Source organism: Mesobacillus sp. ABV4_180, assembly GCF_056158485.1.
Genome location: NZ_JBSWTJ010000001.1, coordinates 1,035,178 through 1,061,343 on the forward strand (window position 1 = coordinate 1,035,178; position 26,166 = coordinate 1,061,343).

Sequence of the window (26,166 nt, forward strand, 5' to 3'; positions counted from 1 at the left end):
ATCAACAGCCAAAGTTCAACACAGCCTTTTAGAAATATAGAAAAGAAAAAAAGTCATAAAAAGTTCATTATTACTGTTGACAAAGATATTGATTTTATATAATATATACCCTGTAAGGTATTTAACAACGTAATCACGTTATAAAAGATAGATATTTTTTTACAAAGAAAAATACCCGTTACCGTAAATATTAAAAGGGGGAGAAAGACAATGGGAGAACAGAAAAAAACAACGATCGTTTTATTCAGTGGGGATTATGACAAGGTTATGGCTGCTTACATCATTGCCAATGGTGCAGCTGCATACGATCACGAGGTGACAATCTTCCATACATTCTGGGGATTGAATGCTTTGAGGAAAGATGAGCCGATCCAGGCTGACAAAACGTTTATTGAAAAGATGTTCGGCAAAATGATGCCAAGAGGCGCGAACAAAATGGGCCTTTCTAAAATGAACTTTGCAGGATTTGGTCCTAAAATGATCAAGGATGTCATGAAGAAGCACAATGCGATGCCGCTTCCAGACTTGATTGAAATGGCAAAGGAACAGGATGTTAAGCTTGTTGCATGCCAAATGACAGTGGATTTGCTTGGTCTTAAACACGAAGAGATCATGGAAGGCGTTGAATTCGCCGGTGTAGCAGCATATCTTGCTGACGCTGAAGACGGCAACGTTAACCTGTTCATCTAATAGATACTTTTTAAATGGAGGTCTACAAATGGAAACTGTAAAAACGAATGCTACGATCGACGCAAAAGGGCTTGCTTGCCCGATGCCGATCGTCAGAACGAAGAAAGCGATCAATAATTTAAATCCAGGCGAGGTTTTAGAAGTGCTTGCAACGGATAAAGGTTCCAGAGCGGATATTCAGGCTTGGTCAAAGAGCTCTGGAAACCAATATCTTGGAACGATTGAAGAAGGGGACGTTTTAAAGCACTACATCCGCAAAGGCGGTTCAGGTGAAGAAACGGAAGAAACAAAATATCCGAATGTAGTTTCAAATGATGATCTCATCAAGAAACTTGAAGCTAATGAGGATGTTGTTGTCCTTGATGTAAGGGAACCAGCAGAATATACTTTCGGACATATTCCTAACGCTGTTTCGATTCCTTTTGGTGATTTGGAAAACCGACTGGGTGAACTTGATAAATCAAAAACAATCCTGGTTGTTTGCCGTACAGGCAACAGAAGCGATATGGCTTCCCAAACACTATCAAGCAATGGCTTCGAGAATGTCTGGAACGTGGTGCCGGGAATGTCTGAATGGAACGGCCCTGTTGAATCAAAAGTAAAATAATATTTTTTTGATAAAATTATACCCTGGGAGGTAAGTGTAAATATGAAAGCAATGACGTCTAAAGAAGTTACTAAAAAAGTTTTCAATAAAGAACCATTTTTCATCCTTGATGTCCGCAACGAGAGCGACTTCAATGATTGGAAAATCGAAGGTGAGAAGTTCGAATACCTGAACATTCCTTACTTTGATCTTCTTGATGGTGTAGAAGAAATCCTTGATAAAGTCCCAACTGACAAAGAAGTCCTTGTAGTATGTGCGAAAGAAGGTTCTTCTGTTATGGTTGCTGAAATGCTTGAAGAAGCAGGCCGTGAAGTTTCTTATCTTCAGGGCGGCATGAAAGCTTGGAGCGAGCACCTTGAACCAGTTAAGGTTGGAGATCTTAAAGATGGCGGAGCTATGTACCAATTCGTCCGTATCGGTAAAGGCTGCCTTTCTTACGCGGTCGTTTCCAACGGTGAAGCTGCATTGATCGATGCTACAAGAATGACAGATGTGTACCTTGACTTTGCTAAGGAGCTTGGCGTTGAAATCAAGCATGTATTTGATACGCACCTTCATGCTGACCACATTTCAGGCGGCAGAAAAATTGCTGAAGCAACTGGAGCAGCATACTGGCTGCCACCAAAAGATGCTGAGGAAGTTACTTTCAGCTACCAGGCTCTCGAAGATGGAAATAATGTGAAAATCGGTGAAACGAACATTGATATTAACGCATTGTACACTCCAGGCCACACGATCGGCTCAACATCATTTGTAGTGGATGAAAAATTCCTTTTATCTGGAGACATACTATTCATTGACTCAATTGGGCGACCAGATTTGGCTGGTAAAGCTGAGGACTGGGTTACAGACTTAAGAAACTCACTATACACTCGCTACAAGCAGCTTTCAGATGATCTAGTTGTTCTGCCAGCTCATTTCATGATCATTGAAGAGTTGAATGAAGATGGAAGCGTATCTGAAAAGCTAGGTACATTGTTCGCTAAGAACCACGGCTTGAACATCGAAGACGAAGCAGAATTCAGAAAGCTTGTCACTGAAAATCTGCCTCCACAGCCGAATGCATACCAGGAAATCCGTGAAACTAACATGGGGAAAATCAGCCCTGATGATGAGAAGCAAAGAGAAATGGAAATTGGGCCAAACCGCTGTGCGGTAAGATAAATCAAATAACATTCAGGAGAGATAGTTCTACTATTAACCTGCAAAATTTTACGAGTTCACACAACCAAGGAGGATTTTAACATGAACGTAGCAAAAGTATTAGACGCAAAAGGATTAGCATGTCCAATGCCAATCGTGAAGACAAAGAAAGCAATCGCTGATCTCCAATCAGGTGATGTATTAGAAATTCATACAACTGACAAAGGCGCTGTAAAAGATCTAGCTGCCTGGGCACAATCCACTGGTAACGAACTTCTGAAGCACGAAGAAGATAACGGTGTGCTCAAGTTCTGGATGAAGAAAGCGTAATTGAAAAAGGGGGAGCTTGTCTCCCTTTTCTTATGTTTAAATAAATTTCAGTTATTGAGAGGGAGGAAGCCAGAATGGATTTTACTTATTTGATCGTCATCTTTTTAATTGGTTTTATCGGTTCTTATATTTCCGGGATGGTTGGAATCGGCGGTTCCATCATTAAATATCCTATGCTATTATACATTCCGCCATTGTTTGGAATTGCAGCTTTCAGTGCCCATGAAGTATCAGGTATCAGTGCAGTCCAGGTGTTCTTCGCAACAATCGGCGGTGTTTGGGCTTACCGCAAAGGCGGATACTTGAACAAGACTTTGATCATTTATATGGGTGCCAGCATTCTAGTCGGTTCACTGATCGGAAGCTATGGTTCACGATTCATGTCCGAAGGCGGCATTAACGTTGTTTACGGTATTCTTGCTTTGATTGCGGCTGTCATGATGTTTGTTCCGAAAAAGAATGTCGATGACATCCCTCTTGACCAGGTAACATTCAATAAATGGCTCGCAGCATTCTTCGCATTCATCGTAGGTGTAGGTGCAGGTATCGTAGGTGCAGCTGGAGCATTCCTGCTTGTGCCAATCATGCTTGTTGTCCTGAAAATCCCTACAAGAATGACAATCGCAACTTCACTGGCCATTACATTCATCTCTTCAATCGGTTCAACAGTTGGGAAACTTGCCACTGGACAGGTAGAATTCTGGCCAGCACTGATCATGGTAGTAGCGAGTCTTATTGCTTCGCCACTCGGTGCAAATGCTGGTAAAAAAGTGAACACGAAAATTCTTCAATACATCCTGGCAGCATTGATTCTAGGGACTGCTATCAAGATTTGGATGGATATTCTTTAAAATCTTTTTGAAGTGAAGGCTTCGCTCTGATGCGAAGCTTCTTTTTATTTTTGGAGAAGAATAAGAAACGGAATTAAATGGATTATTATGGCAAAATACTAAAAAATAATAGAAAATTAAGAAATATAAGTCTTTTTACTTACATTAAAAAATATCAAACAATACCTTTTCCCTATTTAGAATTTACTGAATATTTAATATTATTTAGGCAATAGAAATATTTTAATAGGGAGTGAGTGAATTGTTAAAAGTCCTTTCTACTTCAGCTTTGTCTCTTGCTTTGGCGGGCAGTGCAGTATTCGCTGGTGTCAGTGCAAATGATTCTGCAACAAATTACCACAGTAAATATGAAATAAGCCTTGCGCACCATATCGGTGCAGCTCCTGAGCTTGTTGATCGAGCAAAGGAATTAGGAATTGATATTTCAAAAGTCGATCCAGCTGAAAAGGCTGCCCAGGCTGGAGCAAAGTTTCAGCAGCCTGGCGACAACCATGTGGCATACCGTGAAGCTACCGGAGATGTTCCTGTTCTAGTTCTTTTGGCTAAATATCCTAATGGTGATGAGCCGATTGGAGATATGCCAGGCCAGGTACCACCAAAGTATTATGAAGATTTAATTTTTGGTACTGAATATAACCCGTACGAACTTGAACAATTCAAGAAATATGATGGTCCAGATGTACCTAAAGACCGTACAATGCAAAATGCCTATAAGGAATCAAGCTATGGGAAAGTTAATTTGGTCCGCAAAGAAAACACCGAATTTGTATGGGTAGAAATGCCGAAGGGGGCTTCCTACTATCTAGACCAAGAGGGAACATATGCTGAAGGTGGAGTATATAAGCTTGGGAACGTAAATGGAGACGCTCATACTGGCGAATTCGTACGCGATCTCTTAAAGTCTGCTGACGAACAGGTTGATTTCTCTCAGTATGCTGTTGATGGGGAAGTTCCAAACGTATTTGTCGTCCATGAAGGAACAGGTGCTGAATACAGCCGCGATCCAGGTCAGTTCTGGTCTCATAAATGGAATATCTTAAGCGCATTATACTATGGCAAATACTATGAAACTGGAACTCCAACTCCTCAGCATGAGGGTATGGACGAAGGTGAGTGGATTGATAAGACGATTAAAGAAGACATGACGTACGATGGAGTAATCGTCAATAACTACAACATCCAGCCTGGTATTGGCGGTAACGTTGCCGGCTTCGATGCAGCGACAAACACTTATAGTGATGATAAGAAGACTGGACCATTCCCAGTGCAAACTGGCGTATATGCTCACGAATTTGGACATGCTCTAGGATTGCCAGACTTCTATGATACTGTATATACTTCCGAAGGTGTAGGAAACTACTCGATGATGGCTGGCGGTTCATGGATGCGCTATCCTAATAAGCCTGAATACGGCGGGAACTCTCCGACACACTTCGATCCGTTCTCAAAGATTTTCTTAGGATGGGCTAACCCAATTGAAGTCAAGCCAGGTGAAGTTAAGGAAATCACTTTGCCAGCTGCCAACTTAGCGACAGCTGATAATGGAATCGTCAAAATGGAAGTTCCAGGCTCAAACGGCACGGAATACTTCTTATTTGAAAATATGCAGCAGGACGGCTTTAATAAAGGGATGGTTCGTCAGGGTGAAGATGCCCACGGCCTGGTTGCATGGCATGTCGATGAAAATATCATCAACCTGTACCAGACTGCTGGTTTCCGTCCGAACAATGTTGAAAACTGGATGAACAAGCGCTTCCAGTACAATCAGACACAGACGGCAAGCAATGGCGACGTGGTAACTCACTATGGATTATCTGTCCTTCAGGCAGATGGCTTATACGATCTTGAAAAGAACTTAAACCGCGGAGATGCAGGCGACTTCTTCAAGACTGGCAGCAAAATCACTCCTGTATCAGGAAATGTACACACGGGTTCTTACTACTTCTGGAAAGGCTTTAGTAATACACCTGCTGACTCTGGAATTCACGTAACGAACATCGTTGAAAACAAAGACGGTTCAATTACAGCTAAATTCTTCTATAACTTTAACTCAAGCGTAAAATAATTCAAAAAAACCTGAGCGAGGTATGTCCCTGCTCAGGTTTTTATTTTATGAAACGAACACATTCAAATGGCCTGGAAGGACTTTGGCCTCGAATGGCAATGGCTCCCCTTCTTCACCATCGATATTCACTATATGCGCTTTTGGGGAAGTCACATTAAGAAAGGCTGTCCGGATATATTCCACTTCTTCACTTTCATTCAGTTCACCTTTCAGCAACGAAGGAATGAGAGTGGCAATTTTCGGGATGGATACTTTTTTAATGATAAAAGCATGGAATTTTCCATCATCCACACTTGCGTCCGGAGCAAGGGCTTCAAAGCCCCCAACAGAATTTGTCAGTGCCGCAAGTAATAGAAAGGCCTCGCCATCCCACTTGCCTGTATCATGCTCAACCGATAACTCCATAGAATCACCGCTCAAAAACGATTTGGCACCCTCCATGAAATAAGCAAGTGACCCGAGCCTTGTTTTTTGTTCTGGAGTGACATTATAGGACGCTTCAGCAATTGAGCCCACAGCCAATACATTCGCAAAATAAGCCTCATTGGTCTTGCCGACATCCACAGGGCGCAGGTTTTGGTTCTCCAATATCGAAATAGCTTCATATGGATTAAGAGGTACATTAAGTGCCCGAGCAAAATCATTGATCGTTCCCAGTGGAATGATTCCCAAAGCAGGGCGATGTTCCTGTTCAGAGAGCCCGTTGATCGCTTCATTAATCGTCCCGTCGCCTCCCATTGCAATGACAGCATCATATAAAGCAATGCAAGCCTCTGTTGCAAAAGCGGCAGCATCGCCTTCTTTTTCTGTCTTCCTGATTTCTATATCATCATATTTCCCTCGAAGGGTTTCCTCTATTTTCTGTACATACTCGTTCGCTTTTTCTTTTCCGGATGATGGATTCATAATGATCATGGCTTTCATCATCGACAACCTCCAGCATTTCGATTCTCAAGCTTTTATCAACCCTATTATTTACCTTTAATTGATGGACTATAAACCGCGCAAGATGTTCAGTCCTGCATACTTAGTAAAATAAACAAAAAACGAAGAAAAACTGCGATTCAGTGAGATAACCTGTGATAAGCCAATGGTATCCGTTAAAATTGGGTAAAAAGGGTTATTTTTAGCGTACTTTTCATGCTTTACAACTGGAATGGGAGAGGAGTATGATTACAACAGTTTCAGATTTCTGCTGAAACAAAAACTCTTTTCGTAACCGAAATCGTTAAAATGTGAAAGCATTAATGTTTACGGGAAGAGCCAAATTTAATGAGTTTCATATTTCTAAATCGCTGAATCCAATTGGAGCGGGGGAACCAACTTTGTGGATACAATCCACTTGGGGTGAAGCCTTTAAAAAGGCGGGGCTATTCTCAGTCCTAATCCGACAGCTAACTTCGCAAGCGTTGCAGAAGAGGAAGATGGAGCTTGTGTGACGAGTCTGTTCAAAAGTCCACAAGGCTATTATCTTTAGCCTCTGGGGGCTTTTTTGTTTTGCTTTGATTTTAAATATGTCGACTATTTTAGAATCCAGTTAAGACAAAGTCCCTGCAAGGAAATATTAAACGCATAATTCCTCATACTAAGGAAAGAAGGAAACATCATGCGCAGGAAATTGTTTTTTCGGCTGGACCCTCCCAAAGTACTCGTCCTGGGTTTTGGGACGATCATCCTGATGGGTGCATTGCTGCTGTCATTGCCTTCAGCTACAACCGATGGAAACGGATTGACTTTCCTGGATGCACTATTCACTGCAACCTCTGCTACATGTGTGACTGGACTGGTTGTAGTGGATACCGGAGATACCTTCACACGGTTTGGTGAAATGGTCATCCTTTCGATGATTCAGATTGGCGGGCTGGGATTTATGAGCTTTGCCACCTTGCTCGCATTCATTCTGGGGAAAAGGATCTCATTCAAAGAGCGTCTGGTTATCCAGGAGTCGTTGAACAACACCACTGTTGAAGGTGTGGTGAGGCTTGTAAAGAGACTGCTGATTTTTACAGCGGTAGTCGAGATTGCCGGGGGAATCCTTTTATCATTGAGGTTCTCGCAGGATATGGCTGCTGGAAAGGCAATCTATTTTGGCTTTTTCCATGCCGTTTCAAACTTCAACAATGCCGGGTTTGATTTAATGGGCGGTTTCCGCGGACTTACTGCCTATGCTGATGATCCTATCGTCAATATTACGCTGGTCTCCTTGATCAGCCTCGGCGGTATCGGTTTTATCGTCATGAACGAATTAGTTGAATATCGCAGCACAAGGCGCTTGTCATTGCACTCCAAAATGGCGCTGGCTGTTTCAGGCATTCTTGTAGTTGGTGGAGCACTCCTGATTTTTATTCTTGAATTCAATAATCCATCTACATTGAAGCCAATGTCCTGGTCCGGCAAAATATTCGGTGCGCTATACCAGGCGGTCACTCCAAGGACTGCGGGATCCAATACATTAAATATCCCTGATTTGAAGCAGTCTACATTATTTTTGATCATCTTCCTGATGTTCATTGGTGCTTCTCCAGGGTCGACAGGCGGAGGAATCAAGACAACGACTTTTGCTGTCCTGATTGGTGCCGTTAAGTCGCAGATCCGCGGCAGGGAAGATGTCACCTTCTTTGGCAGAAGGCTGGATTACACCATTGTTTCAAAATCTTTGACGGTTACACTCATTGCAATTTTTTTAATCATAACGATTACAATGGTGTTGACCATTACAGAACCGGGAAAAGATTTCTTGATGATATTCTTTGAGGCAGTATCAGCATTTTCGACTGTCGGTCTATCGATGGGGTTGACGCCAGAATTGTCATCATACGGAAAAATATTGATAACCATTACAATGTTCGCGGGCCGTGTTGGACCGCTGACACTAGCTTTTGCAGTAGCGAGAAAAAGAAAAGAAGATCATTACCGATATCCTGCTGGAAAAGTGATGATTGGGTAGGAGGATGTAATTATGGCAAGGCAATTCGCAGTAATCGGGATGGGACGTTTTGGCTCAAGTGTAGCAACGACCCTCTATAATGAAGGACATGAAGTACTGGCAATCGATAAGAAGGAACAATATATCGAGGAATACAAGGAACATGTGACCCATGCGGTAATCGGGGATTCCACAGATGAGCAGACGTTGAAAGCGGTTGGAATCAGGAACTTTGATACAGTCATCGTTGCGATCGGCGATGACATCCAGGCAAGTATCCTTACCGTTCTAATTCTAAAAGAAATGGGAGTTTCCAACGTCGTAGCCAAAGCGCTTAATAAGCACCATGCGCAGGTATTGTTCAAAGTCGGTGCAGACAAAGTCATTTTCCCTGAACGGGACATGGGTGAAAGGGTCGCGCACCAGCTGATGGCATCGCCGAATGTATTGAATTTCATCGAACTTTCAGATGACTACAGCATTGAGGAAATCAAACTCCCAATGAGCATGGCTGGCAAAAACCTGATTGAAATCAATCTGCGGGCAAAGTACAATATCACGGTTATCGGCGTGAAAACGGCTAACAAGGTCGATATTTCACCAGATCCGGAGAAAACCCTGAGAGCAGAGGATATTCTGATTGTACTCGGAGAAAACGGCGACTTGAACCGGTTCACGAAAATTAAATAATCCAATCTGGCAGACTGTTTATCAACAGTCTGTTTTTTTATGTAGGTTGTGTTAAATCTAAATGTTGTTTTTAAGTCCTGTTGATTGGAGTGGAAGGCGCGCAGACTCCTCCGAAAATGCTAACGCATTTCCATCGTGCGTGGGCGGATTCAAAGAAGCAAAATCAATGTCCTGCGGGATCAGCTGGACAGATGAGACCCCGCAGGAGCTTGCGACGAAGAGGCTCAGCGTCAGCCCCGCGGAAAGCGAAGCGCCTGGAACGGAAATCAACAGTCTAATTTAACACAGCCTTTTTGTAAAAACACAGCTGTAATTTTCCGGAATTTAGAAAATTGACAATAGATAGACTTTGCATTCCAGCATAAACAAAAAGTTTATATGGTCGATTAAATAAATGCGGGAATTTTATTAAAGGCTGTATTCATTATTGATTGTTGCTTATCAGTTAATAGAAACAAGCTAATGAACACGCCTTAATTAATAGGAGGAGCATGACAACAAGATGAAACGGATTATAAGCAAATTTTTAGTATTATTTTTATTGATTGGCACCCTTGGTGGATGCACAACTACTGAAATGAAAGCCAAAGAGAGGGTTAAAATCGGCATTATGTTGTCTGACGTCGGACTAGGTGATCAGTCGTTTAGTGATGCTGCATTTGCGGGTCTTACCAAGGCTAGAGATGAACTTGACATCCTCTTTGATTATAGAGAATTACAAGCCGTAGGCACTTATGAAAAAGGATTTTCAGAGCTTGTGGAAGAAGGAAACGATCTTGTCATCGGCTTAGGATTCATGGTTCTTGAGGACCTTGAGAAGGTAGCAAAGAAGTATCCTGAACAACAATTTATATTAGTTGATTCAGTTTCTGAACTGGATAATATCACTTCCATCACTTTTAAAGAAGAACAGGGAAGTTTCCTTGTAGGTGCAGTTGCGGGGATGACATCAAAGTCCAATAAGGTCGGTTTCATAGGGGGAGCTGATGTACCGCTGATCCATAAGTTCAAGGCAGGGTTTGAACAGGGAGTGAAATCCGTGAACCCAGCTGCAGAGGTGAAGGTTGTCTATGCAAATGATTTTGGAAACGCAGAACTTGGCGGAAAAATCGCTTCGGGGATGATTGATGAAGGAGCGGACGTTCTCTATGCTGCGGCTGGTTTTACAGGCGTTGGTGTATTGAAGGAAGCTCAAGCAAAGAAGAAATTTGCAATTGGTGTGGATAGCGATCAGTACTTTTTTGCTGAAAAAGCAATCATTACCTCCATGCTGAAAAATGTGGATGTCGCGCTCTATGAAACAGTCAAGGAATTTCAGTCAGAAAAGAAGCTTGCTGCAAAACAAATCGAGCTGGGCATAAACGAAAAAGGAGTTGGCCTTGCACCAATCAGGGTGATAAAGCTTACTCCTGAGCAGGAAAAAAACTTAAAGGATTTGGAAGCTAAACTATCAAGGAATGAAGTTTCAATCCAGCTGGATTAACAGCTGCTACTGGAGGAACCAACATGACAATCAAGAAGAAGTTGCTGCTTAACTTATTACTGGCCATTGGTTTATCGGTTGTGATGATTTCGTTCATCATTTACAGGATGCTGATGGTTCAGGCATCGAACCAGGATTATGTACAAGTATTGCTGACAGTGCAGAACCTTCAGGCGGAAACATCAGCTGCGAAGCAATCACTTAGTAATTTTTCTTTTAACCCTACAGAAGGCAATAGACAGGAAGCCCTGGCAAAAATGGAGAAAACGACTCAGATTTTTACTAAGGCACAAAGTCTTATTAAACAAGGCGAAAGCAAAAAGGTGCTGGACAAGGCATTTGAAAAATTCACTTCTCTTCAATCAGAAGCAGAAAAAGCTCTTGATGAGAAAAGCAGCGCAGAAGTGAAGAGGCAGTCACTTCGCAGCGAGGGTGTGCTGAATGATCTTCATCTCCTGAATATCCAGGTAAATGAACATTATGATTTCTTACAAGAGGACTTGAAGAATCAAATCCAGTTCATCATTCTCTCTGCTATCATTGGCAGTATTCTGCTGATCGTAGTTGCTGGGGGAATAGGAATCAGGCTGACTAGTTCAATCACAAAACCGCTGAAACAAATCGCTGTGAATGCACAGGAAATTGCCAAAGGGAATTTAATGATCGATAAAGTTTCGTATAAATACAAAGATGAGCTGGGAATATTGAATGAGTCCTTCGAATTGATGGCTAAACAATTGACTGCTTTGCTGCAAAAGGTCAATATAGCGAGCAAGGAAGTGGAGAACTTTGCTGAGGAGATCGAACAGGAAAATGTTTCGCTTACTGAAATCTCTAATCAGGTCGCTGTCTCAACGGATGAACTGTCTGCGGGAGCGCAAAATGTTTCAGAGGATTTACAGCAATCTGTCCAGCTGATTGAAGATATGGATAAAGAAATAATGCTTAACCTGGATCATACCCAGGAATCCTCTTCCTATAGCAAGGAAACGGTGGATGCTATTGGTGAAGGCAGAGAAGCGATCGAGCAGCAGAAGGTTTTGATTACTGAAAATAAGAATGCTTCATATTCAATACAGGCTGCGACCGATCAATTCTTCGGCTATGCAGCCAAAATTGAAGACATGGCTTCAGCCGTTTCGGCAATTGCGGCGCAGACAAACCTATTGGCCTTAAATGCGGCGATCGAAGCAGCGAGGGCTGGTGAAGCAGGGAAAGGGTTTGCGGTCGTTGCTTCAGAAGTCAGGAAACTGGCAGAGGAATCGAACACTGCCACCACTCAAATATTTGATGTGGTCAACTTGCTCAAAAATGGACTCGATGAAATCGCTGACGCAGTGAATAAGGGTGGAATCATCGCAGATGAACAGATGAATTCTATGAACTTAACGATGACAGCATTTGAAAACATTGAATCAAAGGTGACCGGCATCTCGGAAAAAATATCACACTTGGTTAAGGGCATGGAGGCATCAAAAGAACTTGGCGCTAAGGTCCTTTATAATGTTGAATCGATCAGTGCAGTCGTTGAAGAGACAGCTGCAGGAAGTGAAGAAATTTCCGCATCCACTGCTGAGCAATTATCCGCTTTCGGCAACTTATCTCGCAAGGTTACAGATTTACGAAAGCTGACAAATGATTTAAACGACTCAGTGTCTGTTTTCAAATTTAATCAGTAATTTGAAAAAGTATCATAGCTTGTCGCTATGGTACTTTTTTACGGAAACTTTTCTATCAGGGAAATATTATTAAAGTCGTGTTTGCTTTATGTCATGCAGCAGGGCTCTTATGAGTCTATAATAAGAAAAAAGAAGCATAAACTAGTGACTGTTTTGACGGACTATTAGATGAGTAGGTGAAGAATTGAAACAGGCAGATTTATTCTTTGCGTTTTTTCGTGTTGGAATCCTCGGATATGGCGGTGGTCCTTCGTCGATTCCCCTTGTGCATAAGGAAGTGGTAGAAAAATATAAATGGATGGACTCTGATGAGTTCGGTGACATTCTTGCCCTCGGAAATGCATTGCCAGGACCGATCGCGACCAAGATGGCCGGTTATATTGGTTATCGTGTAGGTGGTTTCCTGGGAATGATCACTGCCTTGTCAGCCACGATGATCCCGACGATTATCCTGATGATCCTGCTATTGACGGGCCTGAATTCATATAAGGACGAGCCCTGGGTTAAAGGAATGGCAGACGCTGTTGTGCCAGTGGTTGCGGTCATGCTGGCTGTGCTTACATGGGATTTCATCAAGAAATCAGGTACCTCAAAGCTTGGCTGGGGATGGACGGCTGTTGCGCTGATTGGGAGTCTGGTTCTGGTGCAGTTCCTGCATTTGCATCCTGCAATATTGATCTTCGTCCTGCTGCTGGGTGCCTTGTTTAAAAAAGACGCTTCCACACCTGAAAATAAACAAGAGGGAGACGGACAGCAATGATTTATTTCCAGATCTTTCTGGCCTTTTTCATCCCTGGGATTTTGGGGTATGGCGGCGGACCGGCCTCCATTCCGCTAATAGAAAATGAAGTAGTAGACCGTTATAAATGGATGACAGTCAATGAATTCAGTGAAGTTCTAGCAATGGGCAATGCATTGCCAGGACCAATTGCTACAAAGATGGCCGGCTATATTGGTTATGTCGAGGGTGGAATGATCGGCGCCGCAGTCGGTGTTTTTGCCACTGTGGCCCCATCCCTGATTTTAATGATCAGCCTGCTTGGCCTGCTGATGAAGTTCAAGGATTCGCCAAAGGTAAAAAGGCTGACCATTGTTGTCAGGCCAGTCATTGCCGTGCTGCTTGGAATAATGACCTATGATTTCTTCTTCTCCTCCTATGAAGGAGTCGGCATGCTGCAGACAATCCTCATCGGCGGAATCAGCTTCGTCCTGATGGAAAAAATGAAAGTTCATCCAGCCTATGTCGTCGCCGGAGCACTTCTTTATGGAGCCCTTGTTCTATCATGAACAAGGTTTTTTTGTTTTATCACCGGCTGTTCTATTCAGTCAAATGACAATCAACTGAAAAAATTTTCCTCTTACTCTCCCAATGATGTAAGCGATACCAATTGTTATTTACTGAAAAAACAATGTTGACAAACTAATCAGATGGTTTTAATATTTCAATTATCGAAATTAATTTAATAAGAAACTTATCAAGAGTGACCGAGGGATTAGGCCCTATGACGTCCGGCAACCTCCTTTTTAGGAAAGGTGCCACTTCCTGCAGAATGTTTTCATTCTGAAAGATAAGTCGTATAGATGCTTACGATGCCTCTTTCTATGAATGAAAGAGGCATTTTTTATTTTTCAGAAATCATGAGCCGGGGGTGTGAAGCATGATCGAAGTAAAGAAGCTGGTCAAGTTATATGAAACAAAAAAGGGGAAAGTCACAGGCGTTGACAATGTTTCATTGAGAATTGAAAAGGGAGAAATCTATGGAATTGTCGGATATAGCGGTGCGGGGAAAAGTTCTTTGATCAGATGCCTCAATCTCCTTGAAAAGCCGACATCGGGTGAAATTATCATTGACGGTGTCGAGCTTACATCTTTGAACAAGAGTAAATTAAGGAAAGCCCGCTTGAAAATTGGAATGATTTTTCAGCATTTTCATCTTGTTAGCGCCAGGACAGTGAGTGAAAACATAGCTTTTGCGTTAAAAGCTGCCGGCACTCCGAAAGCAGAAATAAATGAAAGAGTACTAGAGCTTTTACATATGGTCGGCCTTTCGGATAAGAAAGATGTCTATCCCGCTCAGTTGTCAGGCGGCCAAAAACAGCGTGTCGGCATTGCCAGAGCATTGGCGAATAATCCATCCGTCCTGTTATGCGATGAAGCGACCTCGGCTCTTGATCCAAGCACCACCCGCTCTATTTTAGCTTTACTGAAAAAGATTAATAGAGAGTTTGGCATCACGATTGTCTTGATCACTCATGAGATGGAAGTGGTCAAAACAATCTGCGACAGGATGGCCGTCATGCAGGATGGCAAAATCATTGAAGAGGGCAATGTCTATGATGTTTTTGCCAATCCGCAGCAGCCGCTCACAAAGGACTTCGTCAACTCCATCCTCCAATTCGAGCTTCCGGAAAGGCTTCTTGGAGAACGGGATGGCAAACTGATCAAGATTTATTTCGAGGGTGAGATTGCCGAGCAGGGCGTGATCTCGGATGTATTCCAAAAATTCAAGGTGAGGGGAAATATCCTCCACGGGAAGATTGAGTATATTCAAGACATCCCATTAGGAATCTTCATAATGGAGGTTTCTGGAGATCACGATGAGATAGACCGTGCCATTGCGTATATCGCAGCAAGGACGAAAAACTTGGAGGTGATTCACGATGCTGCTTGATAACATTATTTCAATGCTGCCGGAATTGAACAAAGCATTCTTCGAAACAATCTACATGGTCGGAATCTCCATCCTTGTGGCGATTATCGTGGGCCTCCCTACAGGAGTGCTGCTCTTTGTCACTGACAAAGGCCTTTTCCTGGAAAATCAGATTTTCAAAAACATTGCCGGTTTCATCGTCAATATGATCCGCTCCGTTCCTTTTATCATCCTGTTAATTGCATTGCTGCCATTGGCGAATTTGATTGCCGGCACGACAATCGGGCCGACTGCTGCATCTGTATCTCTATCGGTCGCGGCGATCCCATTTTTTGCGAGAATCGTAGAGCAAAGCTTGCGGGAAATCGATAAAGGTGTCATCGAAGCAGCAGTGGCAACAGGCGCGACTCCATGGATGATCATCAAGGATGTCCTGATACCTGAAGCAAAGCCGGGCATTGTACAGGGAGTCACGATTACAATCATCAGCCTGGTTGCGTACTCAGCTATGGCTGGTATCGTCGGAGGTGGCGGAGTGGGTGACCTGGCGATCCGTTTCGGTTATTACAGGTACGACAATACCATTATGATCACGACCGTCATCATTTTGATTTGCCTCGTTCAGCTGATTCAGTTCGGCGGGGACAGAATTGCAAGAGTAGTAGATAAAAGATAAAAGATAAAAAAAATTGGGGGTTATGTTAAAATGAAAAAATTATTCTTCGCATTAGTATTGTTATTATCAATCGGTCTGCTTGCTGCATGCGGCAGTGACTCTGCCTCAAATGGTGAGGCAAGCGCAGACAAAAAACAGGTAACATTAGGGGCGACATCCGGACCTTACAGCGATATGGTCACGAAAGGCATCAAGCCTCTCCTTGAGAAAAAAGGCTATGAAGTAAAAGTCGTCGAATTCAGTGACTACATCCAGCCGAACCTGGCATTGTCCAAAGGAGACCTTGACGCAAACCTTTTCCAGCACAAAGTCTATATGGAAAACTTCGCGAAAGAACATAATCTTGAGCTATCAGAAGTCATCGTCGTGCCGACAGCGCCAATGGGCATCTACTCTAAGAAATTCAAGTCATTGGATGAAGTAGCAGAAGGTTCTGCCATCGCGATCCCAAATGATCCGACAAATGCAGCACGTGCTTTCCTGATTCTTGAAGATGCAGGGCTGATCACTCTTGATACGAATGCAGACCCGCTCACTGTTTCTGAGAAGGATGTAAAAGACAACGTCAAGAACCTTCAGTTCAAGCCAATCGAAGCAGCTCAGCTTCCAAGAGCAGTGGAAAGTGTCGACCTTTCAGCAGTACCAGGAAACTTTGCGCTTGCAGCAAAAATGGATCTACTTGATGCGCTGCAGCTTGAAAACATGCCAGATCAGTACCGCAACCGCGTTGTCATCAATACGAAAGATGAAAATGCACAATTTGCAAAGGACATCAAAGAGGTAGTGGAATCCGATGAATTTGAAAAAGTCATCGATGAAGAATTCAAAGGATTTGGAAAGCCAGAGTGGATGAAATAGCAGCACGAACAAGTCCCAGGAGACATGATCTCCTGGGACTTTTCTTTTTTATAGCTTTACCCCCTATAAATTGGTTAATATATTAGAAGAGAATTCTTTTTCAGGCTAATCACAGGAAGCGTTGCAACGCTGCGCCAAAAAAGGACCAATCAAACAGTAACAGAGGGAGTAATATGAATAAACGAGATCAGAAATCTAGACATCTTGCTGCAATTTCGCTGGCGATCATGGGAGCGGGATTTATCGCGACAATGCCATTTCATGATTCATTGATTGGCAAACTGCTGATGGGCGGCTTTGAAGCCGGACTCGTAGGGGGACTGGCAGACTGGTTTGCCGTTACGGCGCTATTCAGGCATCCACTCGGCATTCCGATTCCGCATACCGCACTTTTGCCAAAAAATCGGGAAAAAGTCACTCACGCGTTAATCAATATGCTTGAAAATGATTGGCTCACGAAAGAGAGCATCATGGATAAGTTCAAGCAGATTCATATTCTGGATAAAATCTTCGACACGGTTGAAAAAGAGCTGCACTCCGATTCTGTAAAAAAGAGCATCCAGTCCTTCAGCCTGGATATTGTAAAAAAAATCGATACAGATCGATTTGCTCCGGCAATTGAACAGGAAATCAAAGGCTTCCTGCTTTCGGCGGATACCTCCGTATTGCTGCAAAAGGCTTCGGACCATGTCTTAGCAAAGGAATACGACGTCGCTGCGTTTAATTACGTCTTAGATGAAACAGAAAAATGGGCTTCTAAGGATGAAGCGAAATTGGTTCTTGGCAAACTTGGCAAGCAGGCAATCGAAACGACACAGGCAGACGGGCTGCTGAAATTTGCCATCCAGTCCTTCAGCAATATGATCACCGAAGAAAAAATCGGCAATATGCTGCAATCCTTTATTTTAAAAAGAATGAAAAACCTCAAACAGGATGATAATCGTTACCGCCATATGATTCTTGAGAAGATACGCAAAGAACTTGGCCAGGTTAGCGAGCAGGAAGCATTGATGCTTGAAATCCAAAGCTGGAAAAATAAAATGGTCGACGAGCTGGACCTGTCAGGACAAATAAAGGAAGTATTAGCAAAGGCCAAGGCCCGTGCCGTTGCCTTCATTGAACAAGACAGCTTTGTTGACGATACCGTCATCCCAATCGTGAAAAAATTCATCCAAGAAATAAAGCAAGATGAAGAGAAAGTGGCCGGAATTGAGAGCTGGCTTCATGCCAAGCTTGCAGGGCTGATTGAAAGGAATCACTCCAAGATCGGCAAACTTGTAAAAGAAAACCTGGATAAACTCGATACCGAAACACTGATTGACATGATGGAAAACAATGTGGGAAAAGACCTGCAGTGGATCAGAGTCAACGGGGCCGTTTGCGGCTTCCTGATTGGCATCGGCCTGACGATCATCAAGCTTGTCATATTGTGATTCTTAAAGTGAAGACCAATCCACGTTTATGGATTGGTCTTTTGTAAAAAGGAGGAGAAAGTTCATGGGTAAAAGGGAAAAATTGCTGTCGGCAACTTTGCTTATTACGGTTTTCAGTCTTCTGATTCTCTATTGGGCCTTTAACCACAAAATTATTTCTGGCAAGTATGAGAAATTAACAATTACCAGCACGGAAGAGACGGATGTTACGATTAATGACCAAACAGAGATTGAAAGAGTCATAGCAGAGATTAACCAAAGCCCCAGGTCCCTCAAAATTGATAACGGATTTACCTACGATTATCTACACCATGGCATTTTATCTTTTGAAAACGATACGGAAAAAGTTGAAATAGGCTTCATAATCAAAAACGGGAATACACTCACAAGATACTGGGAAATTGATACCGATTTGAATTTTGAAGGCAACATTGAAAAGTAAAAACGTACATAGCATTGCCGGCATTATGGAAAGTTTTGTTACATTTCAATCTAACTCGCTGTTGTTATGTAAGGATATAGTCCGAATTAGTATTCATAGTCAAACGTGCTAAATCTTTTGCAAGAGCTTGACCTTATGATCGAATATCGGAATCCGCACCACCTTTTTATAGGAAAAATACAGGCGTATAATCTGTTCTAGAGACTCCTCCGGTACTTGTTCCCAAAATTGTTCCTATTCCTCGAGTAATTCTGCTTCATAGAAGATAAACCTCAGATCATTTCCTCCCTTTTATTTCTATATTCACTTACTCGCTCCTCCGTAACGGATGATTCCCAAAATATTATTGATTTTAATCTCCAAAGTTGTCTTTGACATAAATGAGAAAACGGAGTAAATTTATATAATAGTATATTCAAATAATCAGATATAAAAATATGTAAAATAAATGGAGAAGGGTTGGTTATGCAACATAAATTGGTTTTTACGGGGAGATTTAGCGGGTATTCTTTTCAAAACTTTCAAAAAGACCTTTTGTCTGGTCTTGTCGTTGGTGTAATTGCTATTCCTTTGGGAATGGCATTTGCAATTGCGTCTGGAGTGAAACCGGAATATGGAATATATACAACAATCATTGCTGGTATTCTAATTTCACTCTTCGGTGGCTCAAAATATCAGATTGGTGGACCTACAGGAGCATTTATTCCCATTTTATTTGGAATTGTTATGACTTATGGATATGAAAACTTATTGATTTCTGGATTTTTAGCAGGAATTATCCTTCTTTTTATGGGAATCTTTAGACTCGGTTCATTGATTAAATTTATTCCAAGGCCAGTGACGATAGGCTTTACAGCAGGAATAGCAGTCATCATTTTTGTTGGTCAGATTGCGAATTTTTTAGGTCTTACAGATGTAGAAAAACATGAATCATTTTTTAGTAACATTCGAGAAATTATCATTCACATTCATTCCATTAATTTTTATAGTGTCTTAACATCTGGAATATGCCTTATTTTAGTCTTATTAACGCCAAAACTTTTTCCTAAGATTCCTGGACCTCTTATCGGGTTACTTTTTTCTACATTAATAGCCAGTTTATTTTATCCAAATCAAGTAGCTACAATTGGCTCAACATTTGGTGAGATTCCAAGTACCTTACCACATTTTGAGTTCCCTGAGATTACAATTGAACGTATCAGACAATTAATTGTTCCGGCCTTTGTGATTGCTGTGCTTGGAAGTATCGAGTCTTTATTATCTGCAGTAGTCGCTGATGGGATGACGAGTAGTAAGCATAATAGTAATCGAGAACTGATGGGGCAAGGTATTGCGAATATGATTACTCCTTTATTCGGTGGAATTCCAGCGACAGGGGCAATTGCAAGAACCGCTACAAATATTAAAAATGGGGCAGCCTCTCCACTTTCTGGAATCATACACGGAATCATCGTTTTAATCATATTAGTGCTGTTCGCTCCTTATGCTTCAACGATTCCATTAGCTAGTATGGCTCCAATTTTAATGGTAGTGGCTTGGAATATGAGTGAGAGACATGGCTTTTATCATTTGTTAAAAACCAAAACGGGTGATTCTCTTGTTCTAATGGTTACCTTTTTATTAACCGTTTTTGTGAATCTTACAGTCGCTGTTGAAGTAGGGCTTCTGCTAGCTGTTGTTTTATTTGTAAAACGCATGAGTGAGATTACGGTAACAGCAAAGGCACTACCTAACCCGAACAATAAGAATGAAAAGATAGAATCTCACATGGTAACAGATACTCATGATTGTCCCCAAATTAGTATTTATAACGTAGAAGGACCTTTGTTTTTTGGGGCTGCTCAATCATTTGAACAGTCAATCATGACTACGATTAATTACAAACCGAGGGTTTTACTGTTAAGAATGGGGAAAGTTCCTTTTATGGATACGACTGGCGAATCTTATTTATCAAGTATCATTACAGATTTTTCAAAACATGGAATCGTATTGATATCTGGTATTAAAAATCAACCCAAATCAGTTTTAAATAAGACGGGTTTATCTAACATAATAGGAGAAGAACATTTTTTCAAACATACTGGAGATGCCATAAATTTTGCACTTAAACATCTTAATAAGGATAAATGTCTTGGGTGCAAACATTTTGCCTTTAGGGAATGTGCAGTCTTTTCAGGTGTGCATGAGGACGTAGAAGGAAAAAGAAATACATTCATTACATCCTATCAATAATTTTATATAGAAAGTGAGGTAAATGATTTGAACCTTGAAATGCAACGGTTTAAAGCTGAATTCTTTAAAGCTCTTGCTCATCCTCTTAGGATAAGAATTCTTGAACTTTTAGCTGACGGAGACAAAAATGTAAATGAAATTCAAAATCTAGTGGGAAGTGAAGGTTCTGCAGTATCACAACAATTAACCGTTTTGAGAGCAAAGAATATCGTTACCGGTACAAAAGATGGTAATCGTGTAATTTATTCGTTAAGAGATCCAATGATTATTGAACTGCTTAGTGTTGCTCGCCAAATTTTTAATAATCACCTTGTTGATACGATTACAATGTTAGACAAGTTTAATGATGATAATGAAAGTTCTGAATAGCATTAATCACAGGTTTTAGAGAAAAATGGATGAAATTAGGTGGAAAATGTGTTAATGGGTTTCATAATTGTTGGGGTATTAATTGTTTTAATTGTATTATTCTTAAGTGTTATAACAACTTCCAAAGCATATACCTATGAGCATACGGTAGACCCCTTAGAAAACAATCCAAATGTAAGTGAAAATGGTAGGATAAAAAATAGTGTCAAAAATGATTAAATGAACGGATTTTTGTAATGATCAAGAACTATTTTACTTTTTTATGGATTTCAAGTTTGTATAAGAATAAACAATAACCGACTGGGGATATGTATTATGTCAAATTTGCCAAATTGCCAAAAATGTAATTCAGCATATACTTATGAAGATAGAAGTCTTTTTATTTGCCCTGAATGTTCTTATGAATGGACTAAAGAATTAGAAACAGGAAATAGTGAAGGTCATAAGGTTATCAAAGATGCAAATGGAAATGTCTTAATCGATGGTGATACTGTATCAGTGATCAAAGATCTAAAAGTTAAAGGAAGTTCATCAGTCTTAAAAATAGGGACAAAAGTTAAAAATATCCGGTTAGTTGATGAGGATCATAATATTGATTGTAAAATTGAGGGTTTTGGACCAATGAAATTAAAATCTGAATTTGTTAAAAAGTTATAAACGCTGCTTTTGAACTGCACTCGAATTGTTTGAAAAAATTAACAATTTAAGGTGCAGTATTTTTATTTTGAACGTATTAAAGACACTTAAATAATGCAAGGACTTTCTTCAGGAAACGTGCGCTTTTCTTTTATAAGAAGGCAGCTTTTTGTATAGACAACATATTTAGTGAACTGGAATTTATAAGGTGTAGAAAAGGTCGTGAAGAATTCTTCTTAAACGATCGTGGGCTTTAGTTAAAGAAGCTAAATAACGTTTAAGGCATTGCAATTCGCAATGCCTTATTGTCTTGCGCATTTCTATATACAATTTCTACTACTACTTAGGGTGCAAATGTACTGTTTTTTCATGTGCAAAATTAATTCTAATTTTCTCTTTTCTCTCTCTCGACCGAGCGGGTTATTTTATGAAAGGTGCCGGGCTTATCTTCAATAGGTTATTTATGATAGGTCTTCACTTTCTGTTTGTTGCGTTTTGTCTAAATATAGCTTTCCTGATGTAAGGAATCACCCAGCGGTCCAAGCCATATTTTCCTGCGTTATAGCCTGCGAACAGGAGGATGAAGCCGAAGAAGATGTCTGTTGGGTTGTGTGATACTGTTCCGGCAAGGAAGAATGAGAAGTTCATTATCAAGCCGAAGAACATTGCTGCGGTTGTCAGGCATCCAAGAATGAGTCCGACACCGACCAGGAATTCGCCGACAGGAACGATGAAGTTAAACAGCTCGACGTTCGGCAGCGCGAAGTTTTCAAGGAAAGATACATACCAACCATAAACCATTTTTCCATCTGGTCCTTTTACAGGATTGGCAATAGCATTTTTCAAATAACCAGATGCGTCAAAGCCATCTCCGGTCATTTTGTGCCACCCAGCAACCATCCAGTTGTATCCAAGCCATAAACGTATAACCGTTAAAAGTCCGGCAGCAACATTGTTTTCCCTTAACCAATTTGCGAACATATCAATCGCTTCCCTTCAAGAATGAGTAATTATTGATTACACTACAATATATTTATTTTCTCAGTTTAGATGAAGGATTAAAGATGATGTTCACAAAATAGCAATAACATATTGTCAGGATTTTGAACACGGAGAGGAAGTGGAGCCGGCAAGGTTTTAATAGGTTCAGAGAATGATCCCAACAAAAAAAGAGCCTGGGAACAGGCTCTAATAAAAGTGATATTAGTTAAACAGCTCTATGCACAACTTCGTTTTCCTTTTTGAATACAGTTTTGCGGATGAATGGAACTACCCAGCGGTCTAAGCCGTACTTGCCTGCGTTGTAGCCAGCAGCCAGGATGATGAAGCCTAAGAAGATGTCAGTTGGGTTGTGAGATACTGTTCCAGCAAGGAAGAAACTGAAGTTCATCACAAGGCCGAAGAACATTGCAGCAGTTGTCAGTGTACCAAGGATCAAACCAAGTCCGACAAGGAATTCACCAAGCGGAACGATGAAGTTGAACAATTCGACGTTCGGAATCGCGAAGCTTTCAAGGAAGTTCACGTACCAGCCGTACACCATGTTTCCATCTGGACCCTTAACCGGATTGGCAACAGCATTTTTCAAATAGCCAGAAGCGTCGAATCCTTCCCCGGTCAATTTTCCCCATCCAGCAGTCATCCAATTATATCCAAGCCAAACCCTAATGACAGTCAATAGGCCAGCAGCAATATTGTTTTCTCTTAACCATTTTGCGAACATACAAATCGCTTCCCTTCAAAAATAAGTAATTATTTATTACACTTACAATATATCAGAATCCGAAATAAAAATAATGATTATGTGAAATAGTTCACAAAACAGAAACAACAAATTGACAGATTTTTGAACACGCTAACACAAAAGAGGTAAACAAGTAGTTTTTCAGAGTGCCTGTTTAGGAAATTGATTTAGAAGGGAAGGAAATACAATGAATCATCAATCAGAAGCTGCACAACAAAAGCCAGGCACTGAAAAAATCTGGAGCAAGGATTTTGTGTTCATTTTCCTCGCCAATTTCTTTATCTTCCTTGGGTTTCAAATGACATTGCCAACCATTCCTTTGTTTGTGGAGTACTTGGGTGGAAATGATCAATTGATCGGTTTTGTTGTCGGGATTTTTACTTTTTCAGCACTGCTGGTCCGCCCCATTGCTGGCCGAATGCTTGAAACAAAGGGAAGAGGATTTGTTTACTTAATTGGGTTGATGATTTTCGTCATTTCGGTGGGTTCATTTGGATTCGCAATGGGAATTGCCTTCCTGTTTCTGATGAGGATCGTCCAGGGAGTTGGCTGGGGGTTTTCGACTACAGCGTCTGGTACGATTGCCACCGATTTAATACCGGCGCGGCGCAGGGGAGAAGGCATGGGCTATTTTGGTCTGTCCGGAAACATTGCCCTGGCAATTGGTCCGACACTTGGCCTTGCGCTGGCTGAAGTGATTACGTTCAAACAGTTATTTTTATTCAGTGCTTTAATGGGTTTGGCTGCCTTCCTTTTGGCATCGAGAATCTCCTATAAACAAATGGAAAAAAGTAATCAGGGAATTGATCGGAGAAAATGGGATGTATACGAAAAAACAGCTTTGCATCCATCCTTATTATTATTGTTCATTACCGTCACATTTGGCGGCATTGCCTCATTCCTTCCGCTCTATTCCGCCCAAAAAGGCATCGAGGGGATTCAGTGGTATTTTTTCATTTTTGCGATGACCCTTATGTTATCACGTTCATTTGCTGGCAAGCTCTATGATAAAAGAGGCCATAGAGCGATTTTCATTCCTGGTGCAGTCCTGATCATGACGGCTATGATCCTGCTGGCATGGCTGCCGAATAGCCTCGTCATGTTCATCGCTGCCGGATTATATGGGTTTGGCTTCGGCTCTGTCCAGCCGGCACTGCAGGCATGGGCGGTCCAGGATGCTCCTTTGAATCGTAAAGGCATGGCGAACGCCACGTTCTTTTCTTTCTTCGATTTAGGCGTAGGGATTGGGGCGATGGCTTTTGGGCAAATCGGACACATATTTGGGTATGGCAGCATTTATATTTCAGCTGCGTTGTCTGTTTCAGTTTCAATCATTCTTTATCTTTATTTGATAAAAAAACCATCGATTAAATAAAGGCCGAAACCTGTTCAATATTAACGTGTTCTGTTTTCGAGTACAAAAAAGATCGCAGTCCAATTCGCACCAGAATGGGACTGCACCTTTTTGTTGAGATATCAAGATTTGAATTAAAGTAAGGGTAAATTAGCACCTTGATTCTCATACATTTTGACTTGGTGACAGAAGTTATTGTCCGTGTGCTTATTCGCATGTGTTTGCAATCCTAAATGATTTGTTGAAATTGATAAAAGGTTAATTGGATATTTATGTTAATATTCAAGGTGAGCTTATTCAACCATCGGGGCAGCATTCCTGTAAGTATTGATGATTTCTATTACAAAGTATCCAAGTGAGGATAAGGAGTGAAATAAATGAATACTATTGTTGAATTCCTTATTGAAAAAACGGTGCAGATTTGATAAAGAAGGATATTTTCAGTTTAAGCGAATAAGAATACAGGTATTGAAAATATCAGGAATATAGGAGGTATGAGATATGAAGATCAATAGAATAGATCATGTAAGTATAAACGTAAATGATCTTTCAGAGGCTAAAGCGTTTTTTCTTGATTTAGGACTTGAAGTGCAAGCGGAATGGGAAATGGAAGGAGAACAGTTGGACAGAATAGTTGGGCTTAATGATGTTAAAACGGCATGTGTAGGATTGGGGATGCCAAATGGTCAGGCATGGATAGAGCTAGTCAAATTTTATACGCCATCCGATGAAAAAGGTATTCAGCAACTTTTTGCAAATACGCTGGGTATCCGACATATTTGCTTTGCTGTTGAAGATATTGAAGCTATTGTTGCAAAATTGAAAAAGAGGGGCACCGAAATCTTTAGTGAGATACAGCAATATGAAGAAAGTTATAAGTTATGCTATGTTCGTGGTCCAGAGGGAATTATTTTAGAGTTGGCGGAGAAACTCGGATAAATCTTTAAATGATTAGATTTCCAACTTTAAAGATTTTTTCTTAAACTATCGGGTGGGGTGATCCAGGTAGGATTAACCGCCTTTTTTTGTAGAATTTTTTATTGCACGAACGGAGCAGGTTAGTTGAATAAGAGTATTTAAGAGAGCATTAAATTTAGAGGATTAGTCTTCTTTTTAGTTAAATTACTAACATAGAGGATAGTTCTAAACGTAATTACAATGTGTCATTTAATTTGAAGGACCACATCAATAAATAGCAATAAGATCTATTATTAGTCTATCGGATTTAGTAATTTCATAAGATTTTCTACACTTAACTCTTTGTGAAGGCAGGAACATTACCCACTAGGTAATGTTCCTGCCTATTT

General features: G+C 41.1%; 26 protein-coding genes and 2 riboswitches. Of the genes, 23 read left to right on the forward strand and 3 right to left on the reverse strand.

Annotated features, from left to right (window positions below):
• Nucleotides 1-210: 210 nt before the first annotated feature.
• From ACXAEA_RS05120 to ACXAEA_RS05145, 6 genes are all read left to right on the forward strand, one after another.
• The gene (locus ACXAEA_RS05120; protein ID WP_475094858.1) at nt 211-690 is read left to right on the forward strand and encodes a DsrE/DsrF/DrsH-like family protein; all 480 of its coding nucleotides are present in this window, start codon (nt 211-213) and stop codon (nt 688-690) included.
• 28 nt (nt 691-718) lie between these two features.
• Nucleotides 719-1,297 carry a sulfurtransferase TusA family protein gene (locus tag ACXAEA_RS05125; protein ID WP_475094859.1) on the forward strand — a complete coding sequence of 193 codons (579 nt, stop codon included), beginning with the start codon at nt 719-721 and terminating at the stop codon, nt 1,295-1,297.
• Between the two features lie 42 nt (nt 1,298-1,339).
• Nucleotides 1,340-2,461, forward strand: a complete 1,122-nt coding sequence (locus tag ACXAEA_RS05130; protein ID WP_475094860.1) for an MBL fold metallo-hydrolase — start codon at nt 1,340-1,342, stop codon at nt 2,459-2,461.
• An 81-nt stretch (nt 2,462-2,542) separates the two neighbouring features.
• Nucleotides 2,543-2,770, forward strand: a complete 228-nt coding sequence (locus ACXAEA_RS05135; RefSeq protein ID WP_475094862.1) for a sulfurtransferase TusA family protein — start codon at nt 2,543-2,545, stop codon at nt 2,768-2,770.
• 74 nt (nt 2,771-2,844) lie between these two features.
• Nucleotides 2,845-3,621: a sulfite exporter TauE/SafE family protein gene (locus tag ACXAEA_RS05140; protein ID WP_475094863.1), complete on the forward strand. Its 777-nt coding sequence runs from the start codon at nt 2,845-2,847 to the stop codon at nt 3,619-3,621.
• Between the two features lie 232 nt (nt 3,622-3,853).
• Nucleotides 3,854-5,686 carry a M6 family metalloprotease domain-containing protein gene (locus tag ACXAEA_RS05145; RefSeq protein ID WP_475094864.1) on the forward strand — a complete coding sequence of 611 codons (1,833 nt, stop codon included), beginning with the start codon at nt 3,854-3,856 and terminating at the stop codon, nt 5,684-5,686.
• A 45-nt stretch (nt 5,687-5,731) separates the two neighbouring features.
• On the opposite strand, the gene ACXAEA_RS05150 is transcribed toward ACXAEA_RS05145, so the two are convergent.
• A complete protein-coding gene (locus ACXAEA_RS05150; protein ID WP_475094865.1) occupies nt 5,732-6,613 on the reverse strand; it encodes a diacylglycerol/lipid kinase family protein in 882 nt (293 codons plus the stop codon).
• A 356-nt stretch (nt 6,614-6,969) separates the two neighbouring features.
• A riboswitch (cyclic di-AMP (ydaO/yuaA leader) is annotated at nt 6,970-7,111 on the forward strand.
• Nucleotides 7,112-7,292: 181 nt separating this feature from the next.
• Between ACXAEA_RS05150 and ACXAEA_RS05155 the strand changes: the two genes are divergently transcribed.
• The 15 genes from ACXAEA_RS05155 to ACXAEA_RS05225 all read left to right on the forward strand — a co-directional run bounded on the left by ACXAEA_RS05155 (nt 7,293) and on the right by ACXAEA_RS05225 (nt 21,782).
• Nucleotides 7,293-8,633: a TrkH family potassium uptake protein gene (locus ACXAEA_RS05155; protein WP_475094866.1), complete on the forward strand. Its 1,341-nt coding sequence runs from the start codon at nt 7,293-7,295 to the stop codon at nt 8,631-8,633.
• Between the two features lie 12 nt (nt 8,634-8,645).
• On the forward strand, nt 8,646-9,302 hold the full coding sequence (locus ACXAEA_RS05160) for a potassium channel family protein (protein ID WP_475094867.1): 657 nt from the start codon (nt 8,646-8,648) through the stop codon (nt 9,300-9,302).
• A gap of 502 nt (nt 9,303-9,804) precedes the next feature.
• Nucleotides 9,805-10,785 carry a BMP family lipoprotein gene (locus tag ACXAEA_RS05165; RefSeq protein WP_475094868.1) on the forward strand — a complete coding sequence of 327 codons (981 nt, stop codon included), beginning with the start codon at nt 9,805-9,807 and terminating at the stop codon, nt 10,783-10,785.
• Between the two features lie 23 nt (nt 10,786-10,808).
• Complete coding sequence (locus ACXAEA_RS05170; protein WP_475094869.1) at nt 10,809-12,464, forward strand: methyl-accepting chemotaxis protein; 1,656 nt, start codon at nt 10,809-10,811, stop codon at nt 12,462-12,464.
• A gap of 184 nt (nt 12,465-12,648) precedes the next feature.
• Nucleotides 12,649-13,224, forward strand: a complete 576-nt coding sequence (locus ACXAEA_RS05175) for a chromate transporter (protein ID WP_475094870.1) — start codon at nt 12,649-12,651, stop codon at nt 13,222-13,224.
• Entirely contained in the window at nt 13,221-13,751 is a 531-nt protein-coding gene (locus tag ACXAEA_RS05180) for a chromate transporter (protein WP_475094871.1), read from the forward strand. The genes ACXAEA_RS05175 and ACXAEA_RS05180 overlap by 4 nt, the downstream gene beginning before the upstream one ends.
• Nucleotides 13,752-13,933: 182 nt before the next feature.
• Nucleotides 13,934-14,039, forward strand: a riboswitch (SAM riboswitch).
• Between the two features lie 83 nt (nt 14,040-14,122).
• Entirely contained in the window at nt 14,123-15,136 is a 1,014-nt protein-coding gene (locus ACXAEA_RS05185; protein ID WP_475094872.1) for a methionine ABC transporter ATP-binding protein, read from the forward strand.
• Nucleotides 15,126-15,791: a methionine ABC transporter permease gene (locus tag ACXAEA_RS05190; RefSeq protein WP_475094873.1), complete on the forward strand. Its 666-nt coding sequence runs from the start codon at nt 15,126-15,128 to the stop codon at nt 15,789-15,791. The genes ACXAEA_RS05185 and ACXAEA_RS05190 overlap by 11 nt, the downstream gene beginning before the upstream one ends.
• Nucleotides 15,792-15,821: 30 nt before the next feature.
• Entirely contained in the window at nt 15,822-16,649 is an 828-nt protein-coding gene (locus ACXAEA_RS05195; protein WP_475094874.1) for a MetQ/NlpA family ABC transporter substrate-binding protein, read from the forward strand.
• Between the two features lie 173 nt (nt 16,650-16,822).
• On the forward strand, nt 16,823-18,082 hold the full coding sequence (locus tag ACXAEA_RS05200; protein ID WP_475094875.1) for a DUF445 domain-containing protein: 1,260 nt from the start codon (nt 16,823-16,825) through the stop codon (nt 18,080-18,082).
• Between the two features lie 64 nt (nt 18,083-18,146).
• Nucleotides 18,147-18,524 (forward strand): hypothetical protein, encoded by a 378-nt coding sequence (locus tag ACXAEA_RS05205; RefSeq protein ID WP_475094876.1) that lies wholly within the window; start codon nt 18,147-18,149, stop codon nt 18,522-18,524.
• Nucleotides 18,525-18,989: 465 nt separating this feature from the next.
• A complete protein-coding gene (locus ACXAEA_RS05210) occupies nt 18,990-20,756 on the forward strand; it encodes a SulP family inorganic anion transporter (protein WP_475094877.1) in 1,767 nt (588 codons plus the stop codon).
• Nucleotides 20,757-20,783: 27 nt separating this feature from the next.
• A complete protein-coding gene (locus ACXAEA_RS05215) occupies nt 20,784-21,125 on the forward strand; it encodes an ArsR/SmtB family transcription factor (RefSeq protein ID WP_475094878.1) in 342 nt (113 codons plus the stop codon).
• Nucleotides 21,126-21,164: 39 nt separating this feature from the next.
• Nucleotides 21,165-21,344: a YtzI protein gene (gene ytzI, locus ACXAEA_RS05220; protein WP_475094879.1), complete on the forward strand. Its 180-nt coding sequence runs from the start codon at nt 21,165-21,167 to the stop codon at nt 21,342-21,344.
• Between the two features lie 96 nt (nt 21,345-21,440).
• Nucleotides 21,441-21,782 (forward strand): zinc ribbon domain-containing protein YjdM, encoded by a 342-nt coding sequence (locus tag ACXAEA_RS05225; protein WP_475094880.1) that lies wholly within the window; start codon nt 21,441-21,443, stop codon nt 21,780-21,782.
• A 453-nt stretch (nt 21,783-22,235) separates the two neighbouring features.
• Here ACXAEA_RS05225 and ACXAEA_RS05230 read toward each other — a convergent pair whose 3' ends face one another.
• Nucleotides 22,236-22,742, reverse strand: coding sequence for a DoxX family protein (locus tag ACXAEA_RS05230; RefSeq protein ID WP_475094881.1), 507 nt, complete (start codon nt 22,740-22,742; stop codon nt 22,236-22,238).
• Nucleotides 22,743-22,968: 226 nt separating this feature from the next.
• Complete coding sequence (locus ACXAEA_RS05235; RefSeq protein WP_475094882.1) at nt 22,969-23,484, reverse strand: DoxX family protein; 516 nt, start codon at nt 23,482-23,484, stop codon at nt 22,969-22,971.
• 208 nt (nt 23,485-23,692) lie between these two features.
• Between ACXAEA_RS05235 and ACXAEA_RS05240 the strand changes: the two genes are divergently transcribed.
• Both ACXAEA_RS05240 and ACXAEA_RS05245 read left to right on the forward strand, forming a co-directional pair.
• Entirely contained in the window at nt 23,693-24,880 is a 1,188-nt protein-coding gene (locus ACXAEA_RS05240; RefSeq protein ID WP_475094883.1) for an MFS transporter, read from the forward strand.
• Between the two features lie 480 nt (nt 24,881-25,360).
• Entirely contained in the window at nt 25,361-25,798 is a 438-nt protein-coding gene (locus ACXAEA_RS05245) for a VOC family protein (protein WP_475094884.1), read from the forward strand.
• Nucleotides 25,799-26,166: the final 368 nt, after the last annotated feature.